General features: G+C 35.5%; 15 protein-coding genes. 10 read left to right on the plus strand and 5 right to left on the minus strand.

Features of this window, described 5'->3' with window-relative positions; genetic code table 11:
* Positions 1-110: 110 nt before the first annotated feature.
* From BM289_RS10945 to BM289_RS10970, 6 genes are all read left to right on the plus strand, one after another.
* Positions 111-1,253, plus strand: a complete 1,143-nt coding sequence (locus BM289_RS10945) for an acyltransferase family protein (protein ID WP_091493159.1) — start codon at positions 111-113, stop codon at positions 1,251-1,253.
* A gap of 89 nt (positions 1,254-1,342) precedes the next feature.
* Positions 1,343-2,980: a sodium/sugar symporter gene (locus tag BM289_RS10950; RefSeq protein WP_091493160.1), complete on the plus strand. Its 1,638-nt coding sequence runs from the start codon at positions 1,343-1,345 to the stop codon at positions 2,978-2,980.
* Positions 2,981-3,146: 166 nt separating this feature from the next.
* Positions 3,147-4,676, plus strand: coding sequence for a glycoside hydrolase family 28 protein (locus tag BM289_RS10955; RefSeq protein WP_091493161.1), 1,530 nt, complete (start codon positions 3,147-3,149; stop codon positions 4,674-4,676).
* Between the two features lie 204 nt (positions 4,677-4,880).
* Complete coding sequence (locus BM289_RS10960; protein ID WP_091493162.1) at positions 4,881-6,320, plus strand: glycoside hydrolase family 28 protein; 1,440 nt, start codon at positions 4,881-4,883, stop codon at positions 6,318-6,320.
* 127 nt (positions 6,321-6,447) lie between these two features.
* A complete protein-coding gene (locus BM289_RS10965) occupies positions 6,448-8,427 on the plus strand; it encodes an alpha-L-arabinofuranosidase C-terminal domain-containing protein (protein WP_091493163.1) in 1,980 nt (659 codons plus the stop codon).
* 124 nt (positions 8,428-8,551) lie between these two features.
* Positions 8,552-11,023, plus strand: coding sequence for a glycoside hydrolase family 95 protein (locus BM289_RS10970; RefSeq protein ID WP_091493165.1), 2,472 nt, complete (start codon positions 8,552-8,554; stop codon positions 11,021-11,023).
* Here BM289_RS10970 and BM289_RS10975 read toward each other — a convergent pair.
* The 4 genes from BM289_RS10975 to BM289_RS10990 form a co-directional block, all read right to left on the minus strand.
* Positions 11,013-11,594, minus strand: coding sequence for a tetratricopeptide repeat protein (locus BM289_RS10975; RefSeq protein WP_091493166.1), 582 nt, complete (start codon positions 11,592-11,594; stop codon positions 11,013-11,015). The two genes, BM289_RS10970 and BM289_RS10975, sit on opposite strands and share 11 nt — an antisense overlap.
* A 487-nt stretch (positions 11,595-12,081) precedes the next feature.
* Complete coding sequence (locus BM289_RS10980) at positions 12,082-12,555, minus strand: cupin domain-containing protein (RefSeq protein WP_244165361.1); 474 nt, start codon at positions 12,553-12,555, stop codon at positions 12,082-12,084.
* Positions 12,556-12,747: 192 nt separating this feature from the next.
* Positions 12,748-13,167, minus strand: a complete 420-nt coding sequence (locus BM289_RS10985; RefSeq protein WP_091493168.1) for a Dabb family protein — start codon at positions 13,165-13,167, stop codon at positions 12,748-12,750.
* A 12-nt stretch (positions 13,168-13,179) separates the two neighbouring features.
* Positions 13,180-14,508 carry a hypothetical protein gene (locus BM289_RS10990; RefSeq protein WP_091493169.1) on the minus strand — a complete coding sequence of 443 codons (1,329 nt, stop codon included), beginning with the start codon at positions 14,506-14,508 and terminating at the stop codon, positions 13,180-13,182.
* Positions 14,509-14,773: 265 nt separating this feature from the next.
* Here BM289_RS10990 and BM289_RS10995 point away from each other — a divergent pair, with 265 nt between their 5' ends.
* Together BM289_RS10995 and BM289_RS11000 are read left to right on the plus strand one after the other, a co-directional pair.
* Positions 14,774-15,463 (plus strand): response regulator transcription factor, encoded by a 690-nt coding sequence (locus BM289_RS10995; RefSeq protein ID WP_091493171.1) that lies wholly within the window; start codon positions 14,774-14,776, stop codon positions 15,461-15,463.
* A complete protein-coding gene (locus BM289_RS11000; protein ID WP_091493172.1) occupies positions 15,460-16,824 on the plus strand; it encodes a HAMP domain-containing sensor histidine kinase in 1,365 nt (454 codons plus the stop codon). The genes BM289_RS10995 and BM289_RS11000 overlap by 4 nt, the downstream gene beginning before the upstream one ends.
* Here BM289_RS11000 and BM289_RS11005 read toward each other — a convergent pair whose 3' ends face one another.
* The gene (locus tag BM289_RS11005) at positions 16,825-17,571 is read right to left on the minus strand and encodes an NUDIX hydrolase (RefSeq protein ID WP_091493174.1); all 747 of its coding nucleotides are present in this window, start codon (positions 17,569-17,571) and stop codon (positions 16,825-16,827) included.
* A 393-nt stretch (positions 17,572-17,964) separates the two neighbouring features.
* Here BM289_RS11005 and BM289_RS11010 point away from each other — a divergent pair, with 393 nt between their 5' ends.
* Together BM289_RS11010 and BM289_RS11015 are read left to right on the plus strand one after the other, a co-directional pair.
* Positions 17,965-20,223, plus strand: a complete 2,259-nt coding sequence (locus BM289_RS11010; protein WP_091493175.1) for a TonB-dependent receptor — start codon at positions 17,965-17,967, stop codon at positions 20,221-20,223.
* A 10-nt stretch (positions 20,224-20,233) separates the two neighbouring features.
* Entirely contained in the window at positions 20,234-22,546 is a 2,313-nt protein-coding gene (locus BM289_RS11015) for a glycoside hydrolase family 3 protein (protein WP_091493177.1), read from the plus strand.
* Positions 22,547-22,768 lie beyond the last annotated feature (222 nt).

The following is a 22,768-nucleotide window of genomic DNA, read 5'->3' on the forward strand; positions in this document are numbered from 1 at the left end:
AACTAAAAAACTCACAGTAAAAACTGAAAACTGTGACTGCAACTGAAAACTAAAAATTACGACTGAGAACTAAAAAAAACTATCAACCGACCACTGAATACTAAAAAAAAATGAGTAACTCTACAAATGGAAGACTAATCTCTTTAGATGTGCTTCGCGGATTTGTTATGTTTTGGATTATGAGCGGCGAACATATTATTCATGCTCTGGCCAAAGCAGCGCCAATTCCTATTTTTATCTGGATGTCTTCGCAACTGCATCATGCGGAATGGAATGGAATTACATTTTACGATATGATTTTTCCTGTCTTTCTATTTGTTGCTGGAGTTTCGATGCCTTTCTCTTTTGAAAAGAAAATGAGTTTGGCGGGAGTAAAAACACCACAGGAATTACCTTCAAGCGAGAAGCGTAAAATCTATTTGTCAATGCTAAGAAGAACCTGTATTTTACTGGTTTTAGGATGTATAGTAAATGGTTTGCTTCGATTTGATGGTTTTGATCATACTCGTTTTGCAAGTGTTTTGGGCCGAATCGGATTGGCTTGGTTTTTTGCCGGAATCATTTATTTAAATTTTGATTTCAAGAAACAATTAATCTGGTTCTTCGGAATTTTGATTGGCTATTACATTGCCATGAAATGGATTCCTGTACCTGATTTTGGAGCAGGAGTTTTAACCAAAGAAGGTTCGCTGGAAGGCTACATTGATCGTTTGCTTTTACCAGGAAGATTACATAGTACCGTTTATGATCCAGAAGGGATATTTTCAACTCTTCCAGCGATTTCAACAGCTTTATTAGGTGTTTTTATTGGAACGTTTTTAAAGGCAAAATGTCCTTTTTCGATAAAAGTAAAACTACTTTTAATGACTTTAACTGCGGTAGTTCTGATTATTGCAGGATTAATCTGGAATATTAATTTTCCAATCAATAAACATTTATGGACGAGTTCCTTTGTTTGTTTTGTTGGCGGATTCAGTATTTTATTTTTTGTTTTTTTCTATGTAATAATTGACTTATTCGGCTTTCAAAAATGGGCATTCCCATTGGTTTTAATCGGTTCCAATTCTATTTTAATTTATATAGCAGCCGAAGGTTCCGTAGATTTTAAACATACGGCAGATTATGTTTTTGGTGGACTTATACAATATACGTCGATTGTTTGGCAACCTTTTTTCGCGGCTTTGTCAGTAACCGTCGTACAGCTTTTGTTGCTCTATTTTTTATATAAAAAGAAATGGTTTCTAAAAATATAATAACATTCCCCGAAGGGGATAAAGCATCACCATAGTGCAAAGCACTATGTAAAGCTACATACTATCTAACCACACAATAACCACACATTATGAATGTATTACAAACCGCAGATTACATTGTATTCTTTATTTACTTTGTCATAGTCACTGCCTATGGAATGTATATTTACAGAAGCAAAAAAACGGCTGCAACCAGTTCCAACGAATATTTTTTGGCCGAAGGCTCATTGACCTGGTGGGCAATTGGAGCTTCTTTAATCGCTTCTAACATCTCAGCAGAACATTTTATCGGCATGAGTGGGTCGGGTTTTGCCATCGGACTTGCGATTGCTTCTTATGAATGGATGTCGGCTGCCACTTTAATTATTGTGGCAATGTTTATTTTACCGGTTTATCTTAAAAATAAGATATTTACCATGCCTCAGTTTCTCGCCAAAAGATACAGTGGCACCGTAAGTACAATTATGGCCATTATCTGGCTGTTGATTTACGTATTTGTGAATCTTACGTCTATCATTTATCTAGGTGCTTTGGCGATTTCTTCTATTGCTCCAATAAGTTTTCAGTTTTGTGTTATTGGTTTGAGTTTGTTCTCTGTTATCGTAACTTTAGGAGGGATGAAAGTAATCGGATATACCGATATGTTTCAGGTTATCGTGTTAATTCTGGGCGGATTAGTGACGACTTATTTGGCTTTGACCTTGCTTTCAGATCAGTTTGGTTTTGGGAAAGACATTTTAAAAGCACTGACCATTATTGCTGATGAAGCACCGGGACATTTACATATGATCTTAGATGAATCCAATCCACATTACAATGAACTGCCAGGAATGTCGGTTTTAGTTGGAGGTATGTTAATCAATAATTTGGCGTATTGGGGATGCAATCAGTATATTGTTCAAAGAGCTTTAGGTGCCGATTTGAAGACTGCCAGAAAAGGAATCTTGTTTGCTGCTTTCTTAAAATTGTTGGTTCCAATTATTGCTGTTTTACCGGGTATTGCCATGTTTGTCATGCATGAAAACGGAATGTTTCAGCAGGAAATGGTGGATGCAGCTGGAGTTTTAAAACCAGATCATGCCTATCCGACTTTAATGAATTTATTGCCTGCAGGATTAAAAGGTGTGGCTTTGGCTGCTTTAACGGCGGCAATTGTGGCTTCTTTGGCAGGAAAAGCGAATAGTATCTCAACTATATTTTCTTTAGATATTTATAAAAAATACTTTAATTCTCAAGCATCAGAAAAGAAATTGGTGCGTACAGGAAGATGGTGCGTAGTAGTTTGCATGATCATCGCCGCTTTTGTAGCGCCAGCATTAAAATCATTAGATCAGGCTTATCAGTTTATTCAAGAATATGTGGGATTCTTTTCGCCTGGAGTTTTAGCGATTTTCTTGCTGGGAATGTTCTGGAAAAAAACAACGCCAACAGCTGGATTAGCAGGGGCGTTATTAACGGTTCCACTTGCCGCGATTTTAAAATTCCTGCCAATGTGGACAGAAGGAGCTTTCCCAGACTATCCTTTCTTAGATCGTATGACCATTGTTTTCTTTATCATTGTATTGATAATGGTGGGAATTAGTTTAGCAAAACCAGTATCTGAAGAAGAGTCTGAAATTCATAAAATAGAAGTAGATAAATCGATGTTCAAAGTATCATCAGAGTTTATTGTTGGTTCTTTTATTATCAGCGGAATATTAGTGGCTTTGTATACTGTTTTCTGGTAAATTTTAAGTTATAAAATTGCCACAAAGACTCTAAGTCGCTAAGTTGAAAGTAAACCATATAAGTAATATAAGGTCAATCAAGACAAAACTTAAATTATCTTATATTACTTATATGGTTAAAAAAAACTTTGTGTCTTTGAGCCTTTGTAGCATAAAAAAAATAGAAATGAAAAGAAATTTTGTAATTGCACTATTGGTATTTTGTATTTCCTTAACCGTTTCGGCGCAAAAGGTATTTGATGTTAAAAAATACGGAGCTGTTGGGGATGGAAAAACGTTGAATACAAAAGCAATCCAAAAAGCAATTGACGCGGCCAATAAAAGTAAAGGAGGAAAAGTCGTTTTTTCTAAAGGAACCTTTCTGTCGGGTAGTATTATTTTAAAAAATGATGTCGAATTATTTTTTGAAGAAGGAGCTGTTTTGCTAGGAAGTACCAATCCAGATGATTATCCAAAATACGAAGGAATCAGAGCTTTTATTATTGCCAATGAATCCAAAAATATAGCAGTAAACGGAAAAGGAATTATAGACGGACAGGGAAGAGAACTGGCATTGGCAATAGATTCTCTACATCATACAGGAGTTCGAATAGATCCAAAATACAATTACAGAAGAATGCGCCCTGAAGACGGAAGGGGAAAACTGATTTCGTTTGTAAAATGTGATTCAATCACCATGACGCAAATTACTTTGAAGAACAGTCCAGGCTGGACAATGTGTTTCAGAGCATGCAAAAACATTGTAATTGATTTTATGAAAGTGGAAAGCCGTGCGTATTGGAACAATGACGGAATTGACCTTGACGGCTGTGAAAATGCCCGAATTACAAATTGCAACGTAAACGCTGCAGATGACGGAATCTGTTTAAAATCGGAAATACCGGGATTACATAATAATAATATTTACATTGGAAATTGTACGATTAGATCAAGCGCCAATGCGGTAAAATTTGGAACGGGTTCTTATGGCAGTTTCAAAAATGTAACAATCGAAAACATTAAAGTTTTTGATACATTCAGATCGGCGGTTGCCATTGAATCTGTTGACGGAGCGGAGATCGAGAATATCAAAGTTTCGGATATTACGGCAGTAAATACTGGAAATGCAATCTTGATTCGTTTAGGTCATAGAAATGGAGATAAACCAGGTTATATCAAAAATGTATCAGTTAAAAATGTAAAAGCACAGATTCCGTTTGGGCGTCCAGATATTGATTACGATATGCGTGGGCCAGAGGTTGATTATTTCCACAATCCGTTCCCGTCTTCTATTGCTGGAATTCCGGGACATTCAATAGAGAATGTGACTTTAGAAAACATTGAAATCGTTTATCCGGGAAGAGCTTCAAAAGGAATGGCGTATCATCCTTTAAGCCGATTGAAAGATGTAAAAGAAAATAGCAGCGGATATCCTGAATTTACCATGTTTGGCGAATTGCCTTCATGGGGATTTTACGTTCGTCACGTAAACGGAATCGAAATGAAAAACATAAAACTGATTTTAGATAAGGAAGATTTTCGCCCCGCTTTCGTCTTTGACGATGTAAAAAATCTGAGCATGAAAGCCATTGATATTCCTTCGGACAAAATCAATCAAATTGTTTTTAAAGATGTTTCATCAAGTAATCTGGACAGTGAATCTCTAAAAAGAAAAATCGAACCAGAGCAAAATAAATTTGAATTACCGGCTCATTAAGAATTGGCCACAAAGGCGCTAAGACGCAAAGTTTTTTATCAGAGATTGTAAAATTTTGTTTCACGCAGATCCGGCAGATTTTAGCAGATTTAATTTGATTGCTTTAAAAAAAATCTGCAGAATCTGCTCAAATCTTTTTAAATCTGCGTGAGACAAAAAAACTTAGTGCCTTTGAGCCTTCGTGACATAAAAAAAATTAAAAACATGAAAAAGAAATCTATAATCGCGCTACTTATTTTTTGTATTTCCCTGACTGCTGCTGCACAAAAGGTTTACGACATTAAAAAATACGGAGCAAAAGGAGACGGTAAAACCAATGACGCTGCAGCCATTCAGAAAGCAATTGATGCTTGCAGTAAGACAGGAGGAAGAGTTTTAATTCCAGCACCGTTTACCTTTTTGGCCGGGCCAATTGATGTAAAATCAAAAGTAGATTTGCATATCGAAGCTGGTGCTAAATTATTAGCAAGTCCTGACGAAAAGCTGTATACCAAAAGTGCTTTCAGAACCAATCCGGGAGAAGGAACAATTTGGATTGGAGGAGAAAATATAGAAGATTTTACCATTAGCGGAAGCGGGAAAATAGATGGAAACGGAATTTCTTTTATGGGAGCAGAAGAGGAAGATGCTTATGTCTTAAAGCCGTTTAATGTATTAGATCCAAGACCTCACGTATTGACAATCATTGGCGGAAAAAATATTAGAATCAAAGATGTTCATATCGGAAATTCGGCGTATTGGACAGTACATTTGGTTGGTTGTAATGATGTTGTCATCAGTGGTATTACATTATTGAACAGCTTGAAAGTCCGCAACAGTGATGGAATTGATTTGGATCATTCTAAAAATGTGAGAATCAGTGACTGTTATATCGAAAGTGGAGACGATTGCATCTGTCTGAAAAACAGAAGGGAGTTTGAAGAATTTGGAGCCTGCGAAAATATTACCGTAACCAATTGTACCATGACCAGCAGCAGTTGTGCCATTAAAATTGGTTCAGAAAATATGGATGCTATCAGACAGGTCGTTTTTAATAATTGTATTATTAAAAACAGCAATCGCGCATTAGGAATTCAAAATCGTGATGAAGGAACGGTAAGCGATGTTATTTTCTCTAATATCATTATCGAAAGTAAATTAAACACCGATACTTGGTGGGGAAAAGCAGAACCGATTTATGTAACGGCTTTCAGCAGAGCCAAAGCGAATCATAAAGATGCAAACTGGCGTTTTCCAAAAGGCGCAACAGAAGGAAAAGTGGGAGAGATTAAGAATATTTATTTTACTAATATTCAATGCACAGGAGAAAACGGTGTTTTTGTAAGCGGCGAATCAAAAGATAAAATCAAGAATATTGTTTTTGAAAACGTGAGTGTTTTTATGGACAAAACAACTTCTTTTCCTGGTGGATTATACGACAGACGACCAGCAAATGTTGAAGGTTTTGTAAAAGGAAGCACTTCTGGATTTTATTTTGATACTGCCGAAAGCATAAAAGTTCAGAATTGCACAGTACAATGGGGAAAAAACAAACCAGAATACTTTAAATATGCAGTGGAAAGTAAAAATGTAGATGTTTTAAAAGTAGTCAATTTAGATGGAGAAGCGGCTTTTCCAAATAAGTATGAGGCCGTTAAGAAGTAATTTATTCTTGTATAAGTTTTACAAGTGTAAAAGTCACAATAAATCTTTATAGCGTGATACTTTATAATAGGCTTAAAAAAGATTAATTAATATATTGCAAGTATATTCTCACTATAAAAATAATACAATGAAAAGAAATTTAATTTCAACATTATTCGTAGGAGGTTTGTTGTTAAGCAGTATTTATGGAAATGCTCAAAAAGCAACTTTAGAAGTTGATGCTTCCAAAACAATAACTAAAATTCAGCCAACCATGTTCGGTTTGTTTTTTGAAGACATCAATTTTGCAGCAGATGGTGGGCTTTACGCGGAAATGATTAAAAACAGATCTTTTGAATTTGAAAAGCCTTTAATGGGATGGGAACAGCCTAATACCAAAAGATCGTCTTTAAACAAAGAATCTGGTAGCGCACTGCCCATTAACATAGCGGCAAATAATACTAATTTTTGCAGGGTTGAAATTAATAATGATAAAGGTTATGCTTTAATAAATGAAGGTTTCAGAGGAATGGGAGTGAAGAAAGATGCGAAATACAATCTTTCATTAAAAGCTGCCAATCATAACGGAGCGATTAAAAAGATTATCTTCCAGCTGATTAATAAAGATCAAAAAGTACTGGGAGAAACCAGTATAGTTCCAAAATCAGACGATTGGACGAATTATACAGCACAATTTACGACAACTGAAACTGAGGCAAAAGCGAAGCTGAAAATCACTTTTGAAGGAACAGGAACGATTGATTTGGATATGATTTCGTTGTTTCCAGAAGATACTTGGAAAAACAGAAAGAATGGACTTCGTAAAGATCTTGTACAGCTTTTATACGATGTGAAACCAGGATTTTTGCGTTTTCCGGGAGGTTGTATTGTAGAAGGAAGAACGCTGTCTGATCGTTACCAATGGAAAAAATCGATTGGAAATGTGGAGGATAGAAAAACCATGATGAACAGATGGAATGTTGAATTCAACCATAAATTAACACCAGATTATTTTCAAAGTTTCGGTTTAGGATTTTTTGAATATTTCCAGCTTTCGGAAGATATTGGAGCAGAACCGCTTCCAATTTTGAGCTGTGGAATGGCATGTCAATACAATACAGGAGAATTAGCTTTAATGAGCGAATTAGATCCGTATGTACAAGATGCTTTAGATTTAATTGAATTTGCCAATGGAGCCGTTACGACAACTTGGGGTAAAATCCGTTCGGATATGGGACACCCAAAGTCGTTTAATTTAAAATATATTGGAGTAGGAAACGAACAATGGGGAACAGATTATATCGAGAGATATAAAGTTTTTGAAAAAGCGATCAAGGCAAAATATCCAGATATCATTATAGTTTCTGGAAGTGGTCCTTCGCCAGATGGTGAGCATTTCGACTATGCAATGAAAGAGCTTAAGAAGCTTAATGCAGAATTGGTTGATGAACATTATTATCAAAGCCCGCAGTGGTTTAGAGAGAATGCTGGACGTTACGATAATTATGACCGAAAAGGACCAAAGATATTTGCAGGAGAATATGCAGCGCAGAGTGTTTCAGGAGCAAACCCAAATAATAGAAACAATTGGGAATGTGCTTTCTCTGAAGCCGCTTTTATGACAGGATTGGAAAGAAATGCAGCAGTAGTTCATTTAACTTCTTATGCGCCTTTGATGGCTCACGAAGATGCTTGGCAATGGACACCAGATATGATTTGGTTCAATAATCTGCAATCTTATGGTTCTGCAAACTACTATGTGCAGCAGTTATTCTCAACCAATAAAGGAACAGATTTGTTGAATATTACGCAGGATGGTAAAGCTTTAATTGGTCAGAATAATTTATATGCATCGGCAGTAAAAGATGCCAACAGTAAAGAAATTATTGTGAAACTGGTGAATACAGCAGCAACAACATCAGAAGTGAGTATTGATTTGAAAGGAGCAAAATTGGGATCAAAAGGAAGTTTGATCAGATTGGCAAGCGCCAATTTACAAGATGAAAACACGTTTGCAGATCCTAAAAAAATTACCCCAAAACAAAGTGAATATAAAGTAACAAAAGGAAAACAGCAATTGAGTCTTCCTGCTTATTCTATAACTGTTTTGAAATTGAAAACGATATAAAATTAATATTCATACGAAAGGAGGATTGAAATAAATTTTTTTATTCTTATTTAGTAAACCTGACAGGTTTATAAAAATATAAATTGGCTCCTTTAATTCATATGATCATTTAAAAATAAAATATATGCCATATCATTTTTCTCAAAAAAGCCTTTTATTATTGTTCGTGCTGACAGGATTTTCTGTTTTTGCGCAAAAAGATTTAAAACTGCAATACCAACAGCCTGCTGTCGAATGGACAGAAGCTTTGCCAGTAGGGAATGGTACACTTGGCGCAATGGTTTTTGGAAGAGTGGATTCCGAATTAATTCAGCTGAATGAAGCTACTTTGTGGAGTGGCGGACCAGTACAGAAAAATGTAAATCCAGATGCTTTTAAGAATCTAGCCTTAATTAGAGAAGCGTTGACGAATGAGGATTTTGAAAAAGCCTATGTTTTAACTAAAAACATGCAAGGACCTTACAGCGAAAGTTTTATGCCGTTGGGAGATCTTATTTTAAAACAAGATTTTGGTGGACTTCAACCCGATTCTTATCATAGAAGCCTTGATTTGCAGACAGGTTTAGCATCAACAAATTTTAAAATTGGTGGCGTAAATTATAAAAGGGAAATCTTTGCTTCGGCTCCAGCACAATGTATTGTCATTAAACTTTCGACAGATCAATTAAAGAAACTTTCTGTGACACTGGATGCTTCAAGTCTTTTGAAAAATGAAAGAACCATACAGAATCAATCTTTGGTTTTAAAAGGAAAAGCGCCATCACATGCAGATCCAAATTATATTGATTATAACAAAGAACCAATCATTTATGAAGATCCATCAGGATGCAGAGGAATGCGTTTCGAATTGATTGTTAAACCAGTAATAAAAGACGGAGAAATAAGTTCAGAGGGAAATAAATTAGTGATTAAAAATGCCTCGGAGATTTTACTTTTTGTTTCGGCTGCGACAAGTTTCAACGGATTTGATAAATGCCCTGACAGCGAAGGCAAAGACGAACATCAATTTGCCGAAGCTCCGATTAAAAAGGCAATTGCGAAAAAATACGATAGTTTGTTAAAAGAGCATATTGCCGATTTTCAAAAACTCTTCAATAGAGTTTCCTTAAAATTGAATGAAAAAGAAACCAATAAATCGAATCTGTCAACAGATATAAGACTGGAAGAATACGCTAAAGGAGAAAAAGATGCCGGATTGGAAGCTTTGTTTTTTCAGTTCGGACGTTACCTGCTGATTTCTTCTTCTCGTACACACAATGCGCCAGCAAACTTACAAGGAATTTGGAATAATAAACTTCGTGCACCTTGGAGCAGTAATTATACGACAAATATTAATTTACAGATGAATTACTGGCCAGTAGAATCGGGAAGTTTATCGGAGTTGTTTTTTCCGCTTGACGAATACATTAAAAATGCTTCTGTAACAGGAACAGAAACAGCCAAAAGTTATTATCATGCCAACGGCTGGGTTTTGCATCATAACTCTGATATCTGGGCTATGACGAATCCTGTAGGTGATTTTGGAAAAGGAGATCCTATGTGGGCAAACTGGTATATGGGAGCCAACTGGATGAGCAGGCATTTATGGGAACATTACGAATATACAGGTGATGTTGCCTATCTGAAAAAAGTATATCCAATTATAAAGGGTGCTGCAGAATTTAGTTTAGACTGGCTTCAGAAAGACAAAAACGGTCATTTGGTTACTATGCCTTCAACTTCGCCAGAAAATATGTTTTATTACGATGGCAAAAAGAAAGGTGTTGTAACAACGGCTTCTACAATGGATATTGGAATCATAAAAGATTTATTTGAAAATACAGCCGAAGCTTCTAAAATTTTAAATACTGATTCAGATTTCAGAGAAAAAGTAAATAAAGCAGCAGGCGAATTGTTGCCTTTTCAAATTGGAGCAAAAGGACAATTGTTAGAATGGTATAAAGATTTTGAAGAAGAAGATCCGCATCATAGACATACTTCGCATCTGTATGCTTTGCATCCTGCTAATTTAATTTCGCCATTAAAAACACCTGAATTAGCTGCAGCCGCAAAGAAAACCTTAGAACTGCGCGGCGACGATGGAACAGGCTGGAGTTTAGCTTGGAAAGTAAATATGTGGGCAAGACTTTTGGATGGAAATCATGCCTATCAGTTATTCAAAAATCAATTGAGATTGACAAAAGATAACGATCCTAAATACAAACGACACGGAGGTTGTTACCCAAATTTGTTTGATGCGCATCCGCCATTTCAGATTGATGGAAATTTTGCAGGAACTGCCGGTGTAATCGAAATGCTGATGCAGAGTCAGAATAAAGAAATTCATCTGCTTCCAGCGCTTCCAGATGCTTGGACAGACGGAGAAATTAAAGGCATTACTGCAAAAGGAAATTTCAAAGTAGATATAAAATGGAATGCTGGTCAATTGACTCAGGCAAAAATTGTTTCTCAAAATGGAGGAGTTTGTTCTATAAGATCTGCTGAACCATTTATAATTGAAAAATTGAACATTAAAAGCGAGAAATCATCTATTGGTTACACAGCAAAATTTGACACTAAAAAAGGAATGTCTTATAGTGTTGTGCCTACGAAATAGATTTGAGTCTTTGTGTTTTAAATCTTCTGGTTCGAAGCCTGATTCTTTTGATTTGAAGCAGGCATTCGGTAATCAGATTTTTTATTTCTAAGTAAGAATTGTTAGGAACGGAGGTAATCGTATTTTTTACGCTTTCGATATAATTTCCAGCGGTAATTAAATCGGTTTCAAGATTTTGTAAAATGCGGCTTTCTATATTTTTATTTTTCTTGTAGTAATAAATGCAGTTTTGAAGGTCTTCAATTTGACCCGTGATATCAGCAATGGCATTTTTTGAAACGGCCCGGCTGTAGTAATAAGAAAACTCTAACGGATTATCTTCAATCACTTTATCAAAGTCATCAATGGCTTTGTAATGATAATTCAACTGCTGGAAACACTTTGCTCTCAATTCATAAACCGTACTATTAAAACCTGAGTTTAAAGCATTATCGAGATAAGACAAAGCTTCAGAAAATTGGCTGGAAAGATAGAGTTCTTTCCCTTTTTCTAAGTCGGCTGTGTCTTGTTCAAGATTTTGCACTGCAACCTTGTTTTTAAACGGAAATCCTAAATTGACGAACCACTTCATAATTATAAAATTTAGATGGTCAGGCTGTTCAGATTGTAAATCTGAGTTAAGATGAGGGAATGTTAAAGATAAATAAATTTTTGATATACAGTTAATTAAAAGTTGTTTTTATGTCAAAAAAAATAAAAGTGATGTGCTTAGTATATTTCGCTTCGAACTTCTTGAAAAAAGTTTTTTAGCCACAAATTGCACAAATTTTCACAAATTAATTCGTGGAAATTTTGGGCTTAAAAATAAGCTTTGCTTGTGGACTTTTAGGCTGTCAAGCTAATAAAGGTTATCCAAAAAGGATTGTATGATTTTTTTTGTTTTATTTCTGTTTAGATGCCCCAGCGAGGCAGAATATTTATAGGATTTTAGTTGTGTTGATTTCAAAAGCTCCGGTGGAGCGAAATATTTTTGTCAATAAAAAAGGTGCTTGACGAATCAAACACCTCATTTCACTAGCAATAAATCCATCTTTTATTGCAATCGCTTACTATTTCATTTAATTAGATTCAGCTTTAAAAAGATCATCTGAATTTTCGGTAATCGGAATATAAAGTCTTTCCCAAACATCGCTGTCTACCATATCCCAACTGTGGCCTTTTCCTTTAAGATCTTCGGCTAGTAAAACTACTCCAGGTTCTATGATGAAAGTACTTCCGTCTGAGACTTTAAATCTAATTTTACCTTTTACCGTAATAACATATTGTTTTCTTGGCGCTGGATGCGCATTTTTTTCCCATTCTTCTGTTTTATTGCTGTACCAGAAAGAAGCGGTATTCATGTGTTTTAAGGATGGAATAGAACCTTTTTCGAAAGTACAGCTTCCATCAGGTTTATTGATAAGTCGGTACGCTGGAATTTCAGCGGCTTCTTCCATAGCTTTCACTTGAACTTTTTTGTGCTCTTGTGCATAATTGCTGTTTGCTGCCATAAGAAATGCAGTTAGGATAAATCCTTTTAATAGATTTTTCATTTTGGTATTAAATTTAAAAGTAATAATTTTTTTTGTAATTAATTTTAAACACATAGAATCATAGGTTTAGGCACCGTTGAAAGGCATTTCATTTGCGTCAATACACATAGTAAGTAGGTGTTAGAAACTAGTTTCTTTCTCTATTCTTTTTTAGATAAAGAAATAACTATGTTTCTATGTGTTTAAAATTTTTTATTGAATGTATACAGAATCGTGAACCATCATTTTATTGAAGAATGGTTTGTATTGGGCCACTAAAGCAAGATGCCCGTCAAGTTTACCGTAGGTTTCTAAATCTTCTAATGAATCAAATTCCATAGAAGCATTGTAAGTAAAAGAATTATCCATAACAGGTCTTGGCGTTGAATTGGCAGGTTTTCCGTAACGGACATTTTTTACGTACGGCAGCTTTTTAAGACCTTCAAAAAAGTTGGCGAAATCTTCGACTTGCGCTGGTGTAAGTTCAGGTTTAAGCCAGAAAAGCAGGTAATGAAAATAAACCGTTTTATGCTGTGGCTCTGTTTCAGCTGAAGTATTTGCCAGTACTTTTGCTCCAGTCAATGCAAGTGCTCCCGCGCTCGCTGATTTTATAATAAAATTTCGTCTTTCCATAATCGTAACGTTTTAATTAAAGTCGATTCTATATTTTAGAACATACTGCCATTTTCGGTCTGAAACTGTTGCTAGATTGGCATCGTTTAAAGTATAAATCGGACGGTTTTGGGCATCAAAAGTTAATCTTGAAGACATGCCGTTCATCAGTAAAGAAATCCCCGCATCATAAGTCAGCGCTTTATCATGAAGTCCGTCAAGATCAGAAAGCATCACACTTCCCGCTGGCTGCAGCTGAAGACTATTTTTGGCTTTGTTGAAATAAGGAAGCGTTCCGCCGACTTGTAAATAATACGTATTTCCAGTCCCTATAACAGGAGAATTGTTCCCAGCACCATTTAGACTGCTTACCGTTGTATTTACACCGCTTGCAGGATTACTTACGCCAGAATAACGCACATAATTTGGCCCGTAATTATTATTCATCGCCATGGCATAAGCACTGAAAGAAGTACCGCGGTCTTTGTTGATTGGTGTATCATAGAAAAGGTCAACGGCAAAACTTTTTTCATCATCATTAATAGTTGTTTTTGCTTCGTCTAAGTGCCATAATGCATTGTGCATATATTCAAAACCTGCACCTAGCGCTAGGACTTTCTTTTTACCGTTGTAAGTTCCAGAGTGGAAAGGAGTACTGTTGCTTTCGGTATCAAAAAACTCATATTTAAAATAACCTGAGTAATCTTTGTTAGGATGTGTTTTGCTGAATGTAGCAAGATTGTATTGTGGATCAGCGCTTACATTCGTATAAGGATCAGCGATAACCAAACGATAATCTAATTTCCCGATTTGTCCTTTAGCATAAACACTCATTTCTCTAACTGTTTCGTCTGATATTCCTGCATTGGCAGTGGCGTAAGAGGGTAAATCATATAATAAAGTATTCAAAGGCCCGGTTGTAAATCTTGATAAACCTCTCCAAGTTGATCGTCCAGCACCGGCAGCAATCGCATCATTAAATTTATATTCTGCATAGGCATCTAAAAGTTCAAATGCAGGAGTAGTTTTAGAAGCGACGTTTACATTGGTCAAACCGCCTTGCAGTACAAACGTGAATTTTTCTGTAGGCTGATAAGACATTTTTACCCTAACTCTTCGCAATGATAAATCTGAAATACTGTTAACCTGTTCGCCATTTACCAAACTTCCCGGATTAAGTTCTGCATATCGAGCCCAAATTTCTGTGTAACCGCTGAATGAGATCGAACGTGTTTTTTCATCGTTTAAATATTTGGTTAAAGTTGGGTTTCCAAAATCATTCTTTTTTTGAGCATTAATTGTATTGATAAATCCTGCAAGCAGAAAAAAACACAATCCAATTTTTAAATAATTTGTTTTCATGTATAGTTAAAATTTACATTTTGTTCTGGTAGTGATCACTACTTGTTTTTGACTCGACAAAGGTAGATTCACGATGTGCTTTGGGTTATTAGAAAAGTATTAGAAAGCTTATAGAATGTTATTAGAAATGCGTTTATTCTTATTTTAAAGTGTTGTAATACAGTGTGTTTTGTGTTTGTGTAGAATCGGCTCAATTCTAAGACTCTATTAGAAAAAGAAAATATTGTCGTAAATTTGACCTCGATTTTAAAAGGAACAGACATAGATGAAGATCTTAATTGTGGAAGATAACAGCAGAGTTTCGGCTTTACTGAAAAGAGGATTAGAAAGTCAGGGTTATCAGGTATATATTGCAGAAGAAGCAGAAGAAGGACTTATACTTTTAGGGAAAATTGATTTTGAATTAATCATTACTGATATTATGTTGGCTGGAATGGATGGCATTACTTTTTGCAAAAAGATCCGTCAATCCGGAAAAAAAATACCAATCATCATGTTGACCGCTTTAGGAACCATTGATGAAAAGATTGAAGGTTTTGATGCCGGCGCAGATGATTATCTCGTAAAACCTTTTGAAATAAGAGAGTTATACGCCAGAGTTAAAGCTTTATTACAGCGTAAAAATGATGCTGTTCATACTGTTGAAGAAACTTCTCAAATCACTTATAATGATCTTGTTCTGGATAAACGAACCAAAGTAGTTTACAGACAAGGAATAACAATTAATCTCACTCCGAAAGAATTCAATTTACTTCATTTTCTGATGCAGCATCCGGAAAGACTGCTTACTCGCGATGAAATTGCCGATAATGTCTGGGGAAATAATTTTGATACCGGAACCAATTATATAGATGTTTACATTGCCTATCTAAGAAAGAAAATTGACAAAGATTTTGATCAGAAACTAATTCATACGAAAGTGGGAATGGGATTTATTTTAAGTAATAAAATATGAAATTAGTAACCCGCACTGCCCTCACTTATGCTATTTTAACGGCTTTTATTTTATTCGTATTTGCCTACAGCGTTTATTTTGTTTCAGAAAAAAATAGAAAAGATGAATTCTTTGACCGTCTGGATTATAAAATAATCTGGCGCGCCGAGTTTATATTTGATGCCCAAATCAACAAAGACCTCATTAAATTTCTGCATACTAAAAATAAAAAGGTACTAAATGAAGCCGATATAAGTGTTTATGACAGCAACTTCAATCTGTATTTTTCGGACAATATGCCACCGCTTGGAAATCAAAAAATATTAGAATCTATAAAAAGAAATAAATTTTTAAACTGGGCAGACGAAAAATACCAATATCGAGGAATTTTATACAAAGACAATCACCAAGAATATTATATCGTAGGAAGAGCAATAGACGTAACAGGTCTTAATCATATTAACGCTTTTAAAGAAAATGTACTTTATGTATATTTTATTTCGATTGTTTTGGTTTTCATTATTGGATTTGGATTTTCCTATTATACCCTAAAACCTTTAAAAGATATTATCTTTCAAATTCGAGATATATCCGAGCATAATTTGAACAAACGAATTGTGGTTCCAAAAGCCAAAGACGAGCTTTATGAACTTACTCAGACCTTTAATACAACCTTCAATAGATTAGAAAAATCCTTTAATAATCATCGAAATTTTGTGACCACCATTTCACATGAATTTCGAACACCTCTTTCTATTTTGATTGCAGAAATTGAACTAGGAAAAGAGCTAAATCAGACCGTTGACGATTATAAAAAATCATTGGATAATGCTTTGGAAGAAGCCAATCATGTTTCGCAGCTTTCGACAGCCCTTTTAGATTTTGCAAGGGCGAATTATGACATTTCACAGATCAAAATGTCGCCAACGAGAATAGATGAAGTTTTGGTCGATGCCAAATTAAATCTGATCAATAAAAAAGAGGTGAAATACAAGATTGGAATAAGTTACATGAACTTGGACAATACAGATTCCAGTGTTTACAATTATACTGGAAATCCATATCTGCTACAGATTGCTTTTTCAAATATCATGGAAAATGCCTGTAAATATTCTGAAAATCATTCTTGTAATGTAGAGATTAACGCTTCATCAGAAAAAATTACATTAACCTTTTCAGATGACGGAATAGGAATCCCGGAAGCCGATCTTGAAAAAATCTACAACTTATTTTACCGAGGCAAAAACAAAGATCACGAAAATGGTTACGGCATCGGATTATCTATTGTAAAACAAATTATCAGCCTGCACAATGGTTCGATTGAAGTGATTTCTAAGGTTGGAAAAGGAACAATTTTTACAGTAATTCTGCCATTGCAATAATTACCAGTTTCCTTGTAAGCCTTCTTTTAAAGCACTGTTGTACTTTTCCCAATCAAAACTGTACAAATCGGGTGCTTTGTGTGCGCCGCCTTTACGGGATTCATCCAGTTTTGTCAAAATATCGTAACGCAGAATTTTTCTGTAAAAATTACCGCGGTTCAGTTTTTTTCCTAAAATACCTTCATATAATTTCTGTAATTCCGGCATCGTAAATTTCTCAGGAAGAAGATTATAGCCAATTGGGTGATTGTTTAGTTGCTCCCTCAAAGTAATTAAAGCTTTATCAAAAATAGCCCTGTGATCCATCATAAATTCAGGAAGATTTTCTATCGAATGCCATTTAACAATGCTCGAAAATTCATCAATATCCATTTTTACCTGACCATGTTCTGCTAAAGCATAATATCCAATAGAAATAAAACGCTGTTTGTGCCACATATTGTCATCATAATCTTGAAAAGCAAACTCAGAACGGTTTAAGTTTCCGAAAGTGTAAAATTGCTGCAGATAAATATTTTCTGTACCAGTTCTATCTTTTAGAATCCGAATTGCCGCATCGTCGACATTTTCAAGTTTTTCTACATAACCGCCAGGCAGTCCCCATTCTTCTCGGTCTCTTAATTTTAAAAGTAAAACCTGAAGTTCATTTTCGTGAAAACTGAATATGACGCAGTCAATAGAAAGAGTCGGAATAAATCTTTTCCAAGACTCTTCGGAACGTTTTTCGAGTAATTTTTTGAAATCCATGACGGTATAATTAGCTTCAAATTTAAACTTTTTAATCTGTACGAGTCAAATTGTTTAAGTTTTTTCTGTCTTTTTAAAACACATCACAAATTTAGCCTTTGATGTGTTTTTTTTATTTCTCCTTCCAAAACGTTTTTGCGTTTTTCTCATTTTCGAATCTATTTTTTTCAACAATTACAATACTTTACGCAAACGAGGTAGTTTTTTTGAAGTGTCAATTTAACATTTTCAAGATAATAGCTTTTCGTTGTTTTTATGGAATTTATACGGGTTGTTTTATGTGAAAATGAAAATAATAACAGCAATTATTTGTTGAAATGAGAAATAGTAATTAATATTGCTTCATTATGAAGCAATGAAAATTTCATAAAGAAAACCTAACTTAAACTACTCATGAAAAAATTAATTATTTCCACAATCTGTCTGGCTTTTTTTCCAGCTTTTGAGGCTTTTTCACAAGAAGACAACAAACAGCAAAAAGCTACAGATTCAATTAAAAAAACTACCAAAATTGTAGAATCAGACACTAAAGAAGAAAAAAATAGAAATGTTATGCTTAATGCGGCCAACAACACTGGCCCGCGTGATGTAAATATAGGGTTGCCGTCAACTGTGGGTGGTATCACGATTCAGGAAAATGATTTACCAGTGGTTTATTATTTCTGGCCAGAACTGCCAAACCGTACTTGGAGACAAAGCACGAGTTTAGGACGCACAGGATTATTAAAAATTGGAGAAGCAGCGATTACAACTGGAGATTTAGGTTTTGCCGTTAATTCTTATACCAAACTAGGAACGGACAAACTGGAAGTCGTGGGGAATTTTTCAGGTTCTAGTTTTGGATGGATGAAAGGCGACCTAAATGTTTCTGGGCCATTAGCAAAAGGCTGGTCCTATACAATGGGTGCTTATGCCAATTTTGATCCAAACTCTTTCGATTTAAAATTTGCCAAATATTCAGATCGTACACAAATTTACAGAGCAGGTTTAACCAAGAAATTCAATAACGGAAAAGGACAAATCAGCTTTTTGTATAAATATGCCAATTCAGCTTCGTTAACAAATTATGCTGTTTTCAGATACAAAGAAGGTGGAAAAGTCGAAGAATACAACGACTTTAGAATTGGACGTGATTCCTATATCGTCAATGACGGAATCATGAAGTTTAAAGACATCATGACGGGTGAAACGAAATTTGCGGATATGGGCGGAAGCGATGCTGCATCAACTTCTCACACTTTTGATATCTTAGGAAATTATGATTTAGCAAATGATTGGAAATTCAATTTCTCAACTCGTTTTCGTTATGCTGAAGCTTCTCAGTTAATTGCCATTCCACTTGGAATTTTTCAAGCGACTGCTGCAGATAATTTCACATACAAATCTACTGGTAATGCCTATGTTGGAAATGTAAATTCGATGCTGGGATTATACACAGACGGCACGCCAACCAAAACTGCAATGTCGAGATTTGAAATCACTAAAAATGTAGAAAAACACCAATGGAGATTTGGTTTGATGGAATACTATTACCAAGTTGATGATTTTACGTCAAGTCGTTCTTTCTTTAATCAAACTGTAAGCGCAAACCCTGATAAATTGGTTCGTAACACACCAGGCGGAACTTCTAACACAGATGCTGACGGATTTTACAATTACAATGTCGGAGGTGAATACCACAATGGTTTCGAAAACAAATTATCTGGATATTTCTCAGATAACTGGACCATTACAGACCGTTTGAGTTTAGCTTACGGAGTGAATTTAAGATACCACAAATTAAAAGGAGATTATTACTTAACACCAAGAACGCCGGATTTAATATTTGATCCAAGTCAGAAAACCTATTTTGATAACAACTGGTTTCATTTAGGAGGTTCTATTAATGCGGTTTACAAAGTAACCAAAAGAGCCGGAGTTCTTGCTGACTTTACCTACACAGAAAAAAATGGTCAGTTGGAAAGTTATTCTGGAGCGGTAGCACCTAATAATGCGAAATCAAAAAGCCCTTTAGCAGCGTTTGGATTGTATTTCAATCATGATAAATTCAGTATCGTTTCTCAGGCTACTTATTTAACTCGAAATAATTATTTAGCAAGATTAAATTTAGTGAATCCAGCTGATGCCACTCAGTCAGAAGTAGCAACGGTTTTCTATGATATCCAGACTTTAGGATGGACAACAGATATTGTGGCAACTCCATTTAAAGGATTTAATCTACATTATTTAATTACGTTCCAAGATCCTGTTTACAAAAATTATGATTTCTCGGCTTTTGGAAATAACTATTCTTATAACGATAAAAACGTATTGGAAATTTCTAAAGTATTAATGGAAATTGACCCAAGTTATAAATATAAAGATTTCAAATTCTGGGCTAGTTTCAGATACTTCAGCAAGCAGTATGCGAACCAGACGAATGCTTTATATTTTGCGCCAAGATGGGAAACCTTTGGAGGTGTAAACTACAAAATCAACAATCATTTTGATATCGGCTTGACCGCAGTAAACTTCTTAAATCAGACAGGGGCAAAAGGAACAATCAACGGAGCAGAATTAATTACAGATGCTTCAGGTTATTACGATCAGCTTTTGGTTGGATCATACATTCGTCCATTCACTTTAGAAGCTTCACTTAATTTCAGATTCTAAATTTCATTCTATGAAAAAAATAATCATAACTGCCGCTTTGGCTTTTTTTCTAAGCGTAACGATGCAGGCACAGCAAGGAAATTTTACTATTGTTAAAAATAATAAAGGTGCAGATTTGGGATATTCTCCTGAATCTGGCATCAAAATATTGACGATTAACGGAAAAAAGTTTAAGGATTTAAATAAAAACGGAAAGCTGGATAAATATGAAGATTGGCGCCTTTCGGCAGATGAAAGAGCCAAAGATTTAGCTTCCAAAATGTCTGTTGAACAAATCGCGGGATTGATGCTTTACAGCCGTCATCAGGCTTTACCAGCTGGAGTTTCGGGTTATAATGCAGGGACTTACAACGGAAAAATATTTCCAGAAAGCAATGCCAAAGCTTCCGATTTAACCGATCAGCAGAAAGCTTTTTTAAAAGAAGATAACCTACGTCATGTCTTAATTACAAGTGTTCGGACTCCGGAAACGGCAGCTTTGTGGAATAATAATATGCAGGCTTTTGTAGAAGGAATTGGTCTAGGAATTCCAAGTAATACCAGTACAGATCCGCGTCATACTGCGAATGTAACTTCTGAGTTTAATGCCGGAGCAGGGGGAACAATCTCTATGTGGCCAGATGGATTGGGAATGGCTTCGACTTTTGATCCGAAAATTGTGGAACAGTTTGGACAAATTGCGGCTAAAGAATATCGTGCATTAGGAATTGCAACAGCACTTTCGCCACAGATAGATTTAGGTTCTGAGCCAAGATGGTACAGAATTTCAATGACTTTCGGCGAAAGCCCAGCTCTGACAAGAGATATGGGAAGAGCTTACATTGACGGATTCCAGACTTCTTACGGAAAAGATGAAATCAAAGACGGCTGGGGTTACAAAAGTGTCAATGCGATGGTAAAACACTGGCCGAGTGGCGGTGCTGAAGAAGGCGGACGTGACGGACACTGGGCTTACGGAAAATTTGCGGTTTATCCAGGAAATAATTTACAGCAGCATATTGATCCCTTTATTAATGGTGCTTTTAAACTGAAAGGAAAAACAAGCAAAGCTTCGGCAGTGATGCCTTATTATACCATCACTTTTGATCAGGATAAAAAATACAACGAAAATGTAGCCAATGGTTACAGCAAATATATTATTACTGATTTACTGCGAGATAAATACGGCTATGATGGCGTAGTCTGCACCGATTGGTTAGTAACGGGTGACGAAGGAAAAACACCGAATCTTTTTGCAGGAAAACCTTGGGGAGTAGAAAATCTTTCTATAAATGACAGACATTACAAAGCAATTATTGCAGGAGTAGATCAGTTTGGAGGGAATAATGATAAAATGCCAGTTTTAGTAGCTTATGAAATGGGCGTAAAAGAATTTGGAGAATCTTTTATGAGAGCTCGTTTCGAAAGATCGGCTGTTCGTTTGTTGAAGAATATTTTCAGAGTTGGACTTTTCGAGAATCCTTATTTGAATGTAGAAGAAACGAAAGCAGTTGTGGGAAATCCTGAATTTATGAAAGCAGGATATGAAGCACAATTGAAGTCGGTTGTTTTATTGAAAAATAAAGCAGCAGTTCTGCCTGTAAAAGAAAAGAAAACCGTTTTTATTCCGAAGATTTATACGGCTTCAACTAAAGACTGGTGGGGCGTTGCGAGTCAGCCAAAACTAGAATATCCTGTAAATCTGGAATTGGTTAAGAAATATTACAATGTTACCGAAGATCCGTCAAAAGCCGATTTCGCCATTGTTTTTGTAACGAGTCCGCAGAGTTTAGAAGGCGGTTATGATTTGAAAGACAGACAAAACGGCAGCAATGGTTATGTACCAATTTCTCTTCAATACGGAACTTACACCGCAACGGAAGCCAGAGCAAAAAGTATCGCGGCCGGAGATCAGGTTATCGATCCAACGATTAAAGACAGAACCTATAAAAACAAAACCGTTACCGCTGCCAACACTATGGATTTGAGAACGATTCTCGATACCAAAGATATGATGAACGGTAAACCGGTTATTGTTTCGGTTACTGCTTCAAAACCAATGATTTTTAATGAATTCGAAAAACAGGTTGACGGAATTGTATTGAATTTCGGAGTTTCTTCTCAGGCTGTTTTAGATATTATTTCAGGAAAAACAGAACCTTCAGGATTACTTCCAGTACAAATGCCAGCGAATATGGAAACGGTTGAAAAACAATTTGAAGATGTTCCTTATGATATGATTCCACACAAAGACTCTGAAGGGAATGTTTATGATTTTGCTTACGGATTGAACTGGAAAGGAGTTATTAAAGATGCCCGAACGGAAACGTATAAGAAGCAGTAATTTATTTAATGCCACGAAGGCGCTAAGGCGCAAAGTTTTTTTATTCTTGTTGAATTTTAATCTCGCAAAGTCGCAGAGTTTTTATTTAAAGTCTCTACTTAAATCTTAAAAAAATAAAGATTAAAAAAACAGTATTTTTTTTTCACGCAGATTCTGCAGATTGAGCAGATTTTAATTGATAATCTGCGCGCATCTGTTTAAATCTTTTTAAAATCTGCGTGA

The organism is Flavobacterium phragmitis (assembly GCF_900112575.1).
GTDB lineage: Bacteria > Bacteroidota > Bacteroidia > Flavobacteriales > Flavobacteriaceae > Flavobacterium > Flavobacterium phragmitis.

Coding starts and splice junctions, on each gene's coding strand:
- BM289_RS10945 (WP_091493159.1), top strand. CDS start 111: ATGAGTAACTCTACAAATGGAAGACTAATCTCTTTAGATGTGCTTCGC.
- BM289_RS10950 (WP_091493160.1), top strand. CDS start 1,343: ATGAATGTATTACAAACCGCAGATTACATTGTATTCTTTATTTACTTT.
- BM289_RS10955 (WP_091493161.1), top strand. CDS start 3,147: ATGAAAAGAAATTTTGTAATTGCACTATTGGTATTTTGTATTTCCTTA.
- BM289_RS10960 (WP_091493162.1), top strand. CDS start 4,881: ATGAAAAAGAAATCTATAATCGCGCTACTTATTTTTTGTATTTCCCTG.
- BM289_RS10965 (WP_091493163.1), top strand. CDS start 6,448: ATGAAAAGAAATTTAATTTCAACATTATTCGTAGGAGGTTTGTTGTTA.
- BM289_RS10970 (WP_091493165.1), top strand. CDS start 8,552: ATGCCATATCATTTTTCTCAAAAAAGCCTTTTATTATTGTTCGTGCTG.
- BM289_RS10975 (WP_091493166.1), bottom strand. CDS start 11,594: ATGAAGTGGTTCGTCAATTTAGGATTTCCGTTTAAAAACAAGGTTGCA.
- BM289_RS10980 (WP_244165361.1), bottom strand. CDS start 12,555: ATGAAAAATCTATTAAAAGGATTTATCCTAACTGCATTTCTTATGGCA.
- BM289_RS10985 (WP_091493168.1), bottom strand. CDS start 13,167: ATGGAAAGACGAAATTTTATTATAAAATCAGCGAGCGCGGGAGCACTT.
- BM289_RS10990 (WP_091493169.1), bottom strand. CDS start 14,508: ATGAAAACAAATTATTTAAAAATTGGATTGTGTTTTTTTCTGCTTGCA.
- BM289_RS10995 (WP_091493171.1), top strand. CDS start 14,774: ATGAAGATCTTAATTGTGGAAGATAACAGCAGAGTTTCGGCTTTACTG.
- BM289_RS11000 (WP_091493172.1), top strand. CDS start 15,460: ATGAAATTAGTAACCCGCACTGCCCTCACTTATGCTATTTTAACGGCT.
- BM289_RS11005 (WP_091493174.1), bottom strand. CDS start 17,571: ATGGATTTCAAAAAATTACTCGAAAAACGTTCCGAAGAGTCTTGGAAA.
- BM289_RS11010 (WP_091493175.1), top strand. CDS start 17,965: ATGAAAAAATTAATTATTTCCACAATCTGTCTGGCTTTTTTTCCAGCT.
- BM289_RS11015 (WP_091493177.1), top strand. CDS start 20,234: ATGAAAAAAATAATCATAACTGCCGCTTTGGCTTTTTTTCTAAGCGTA.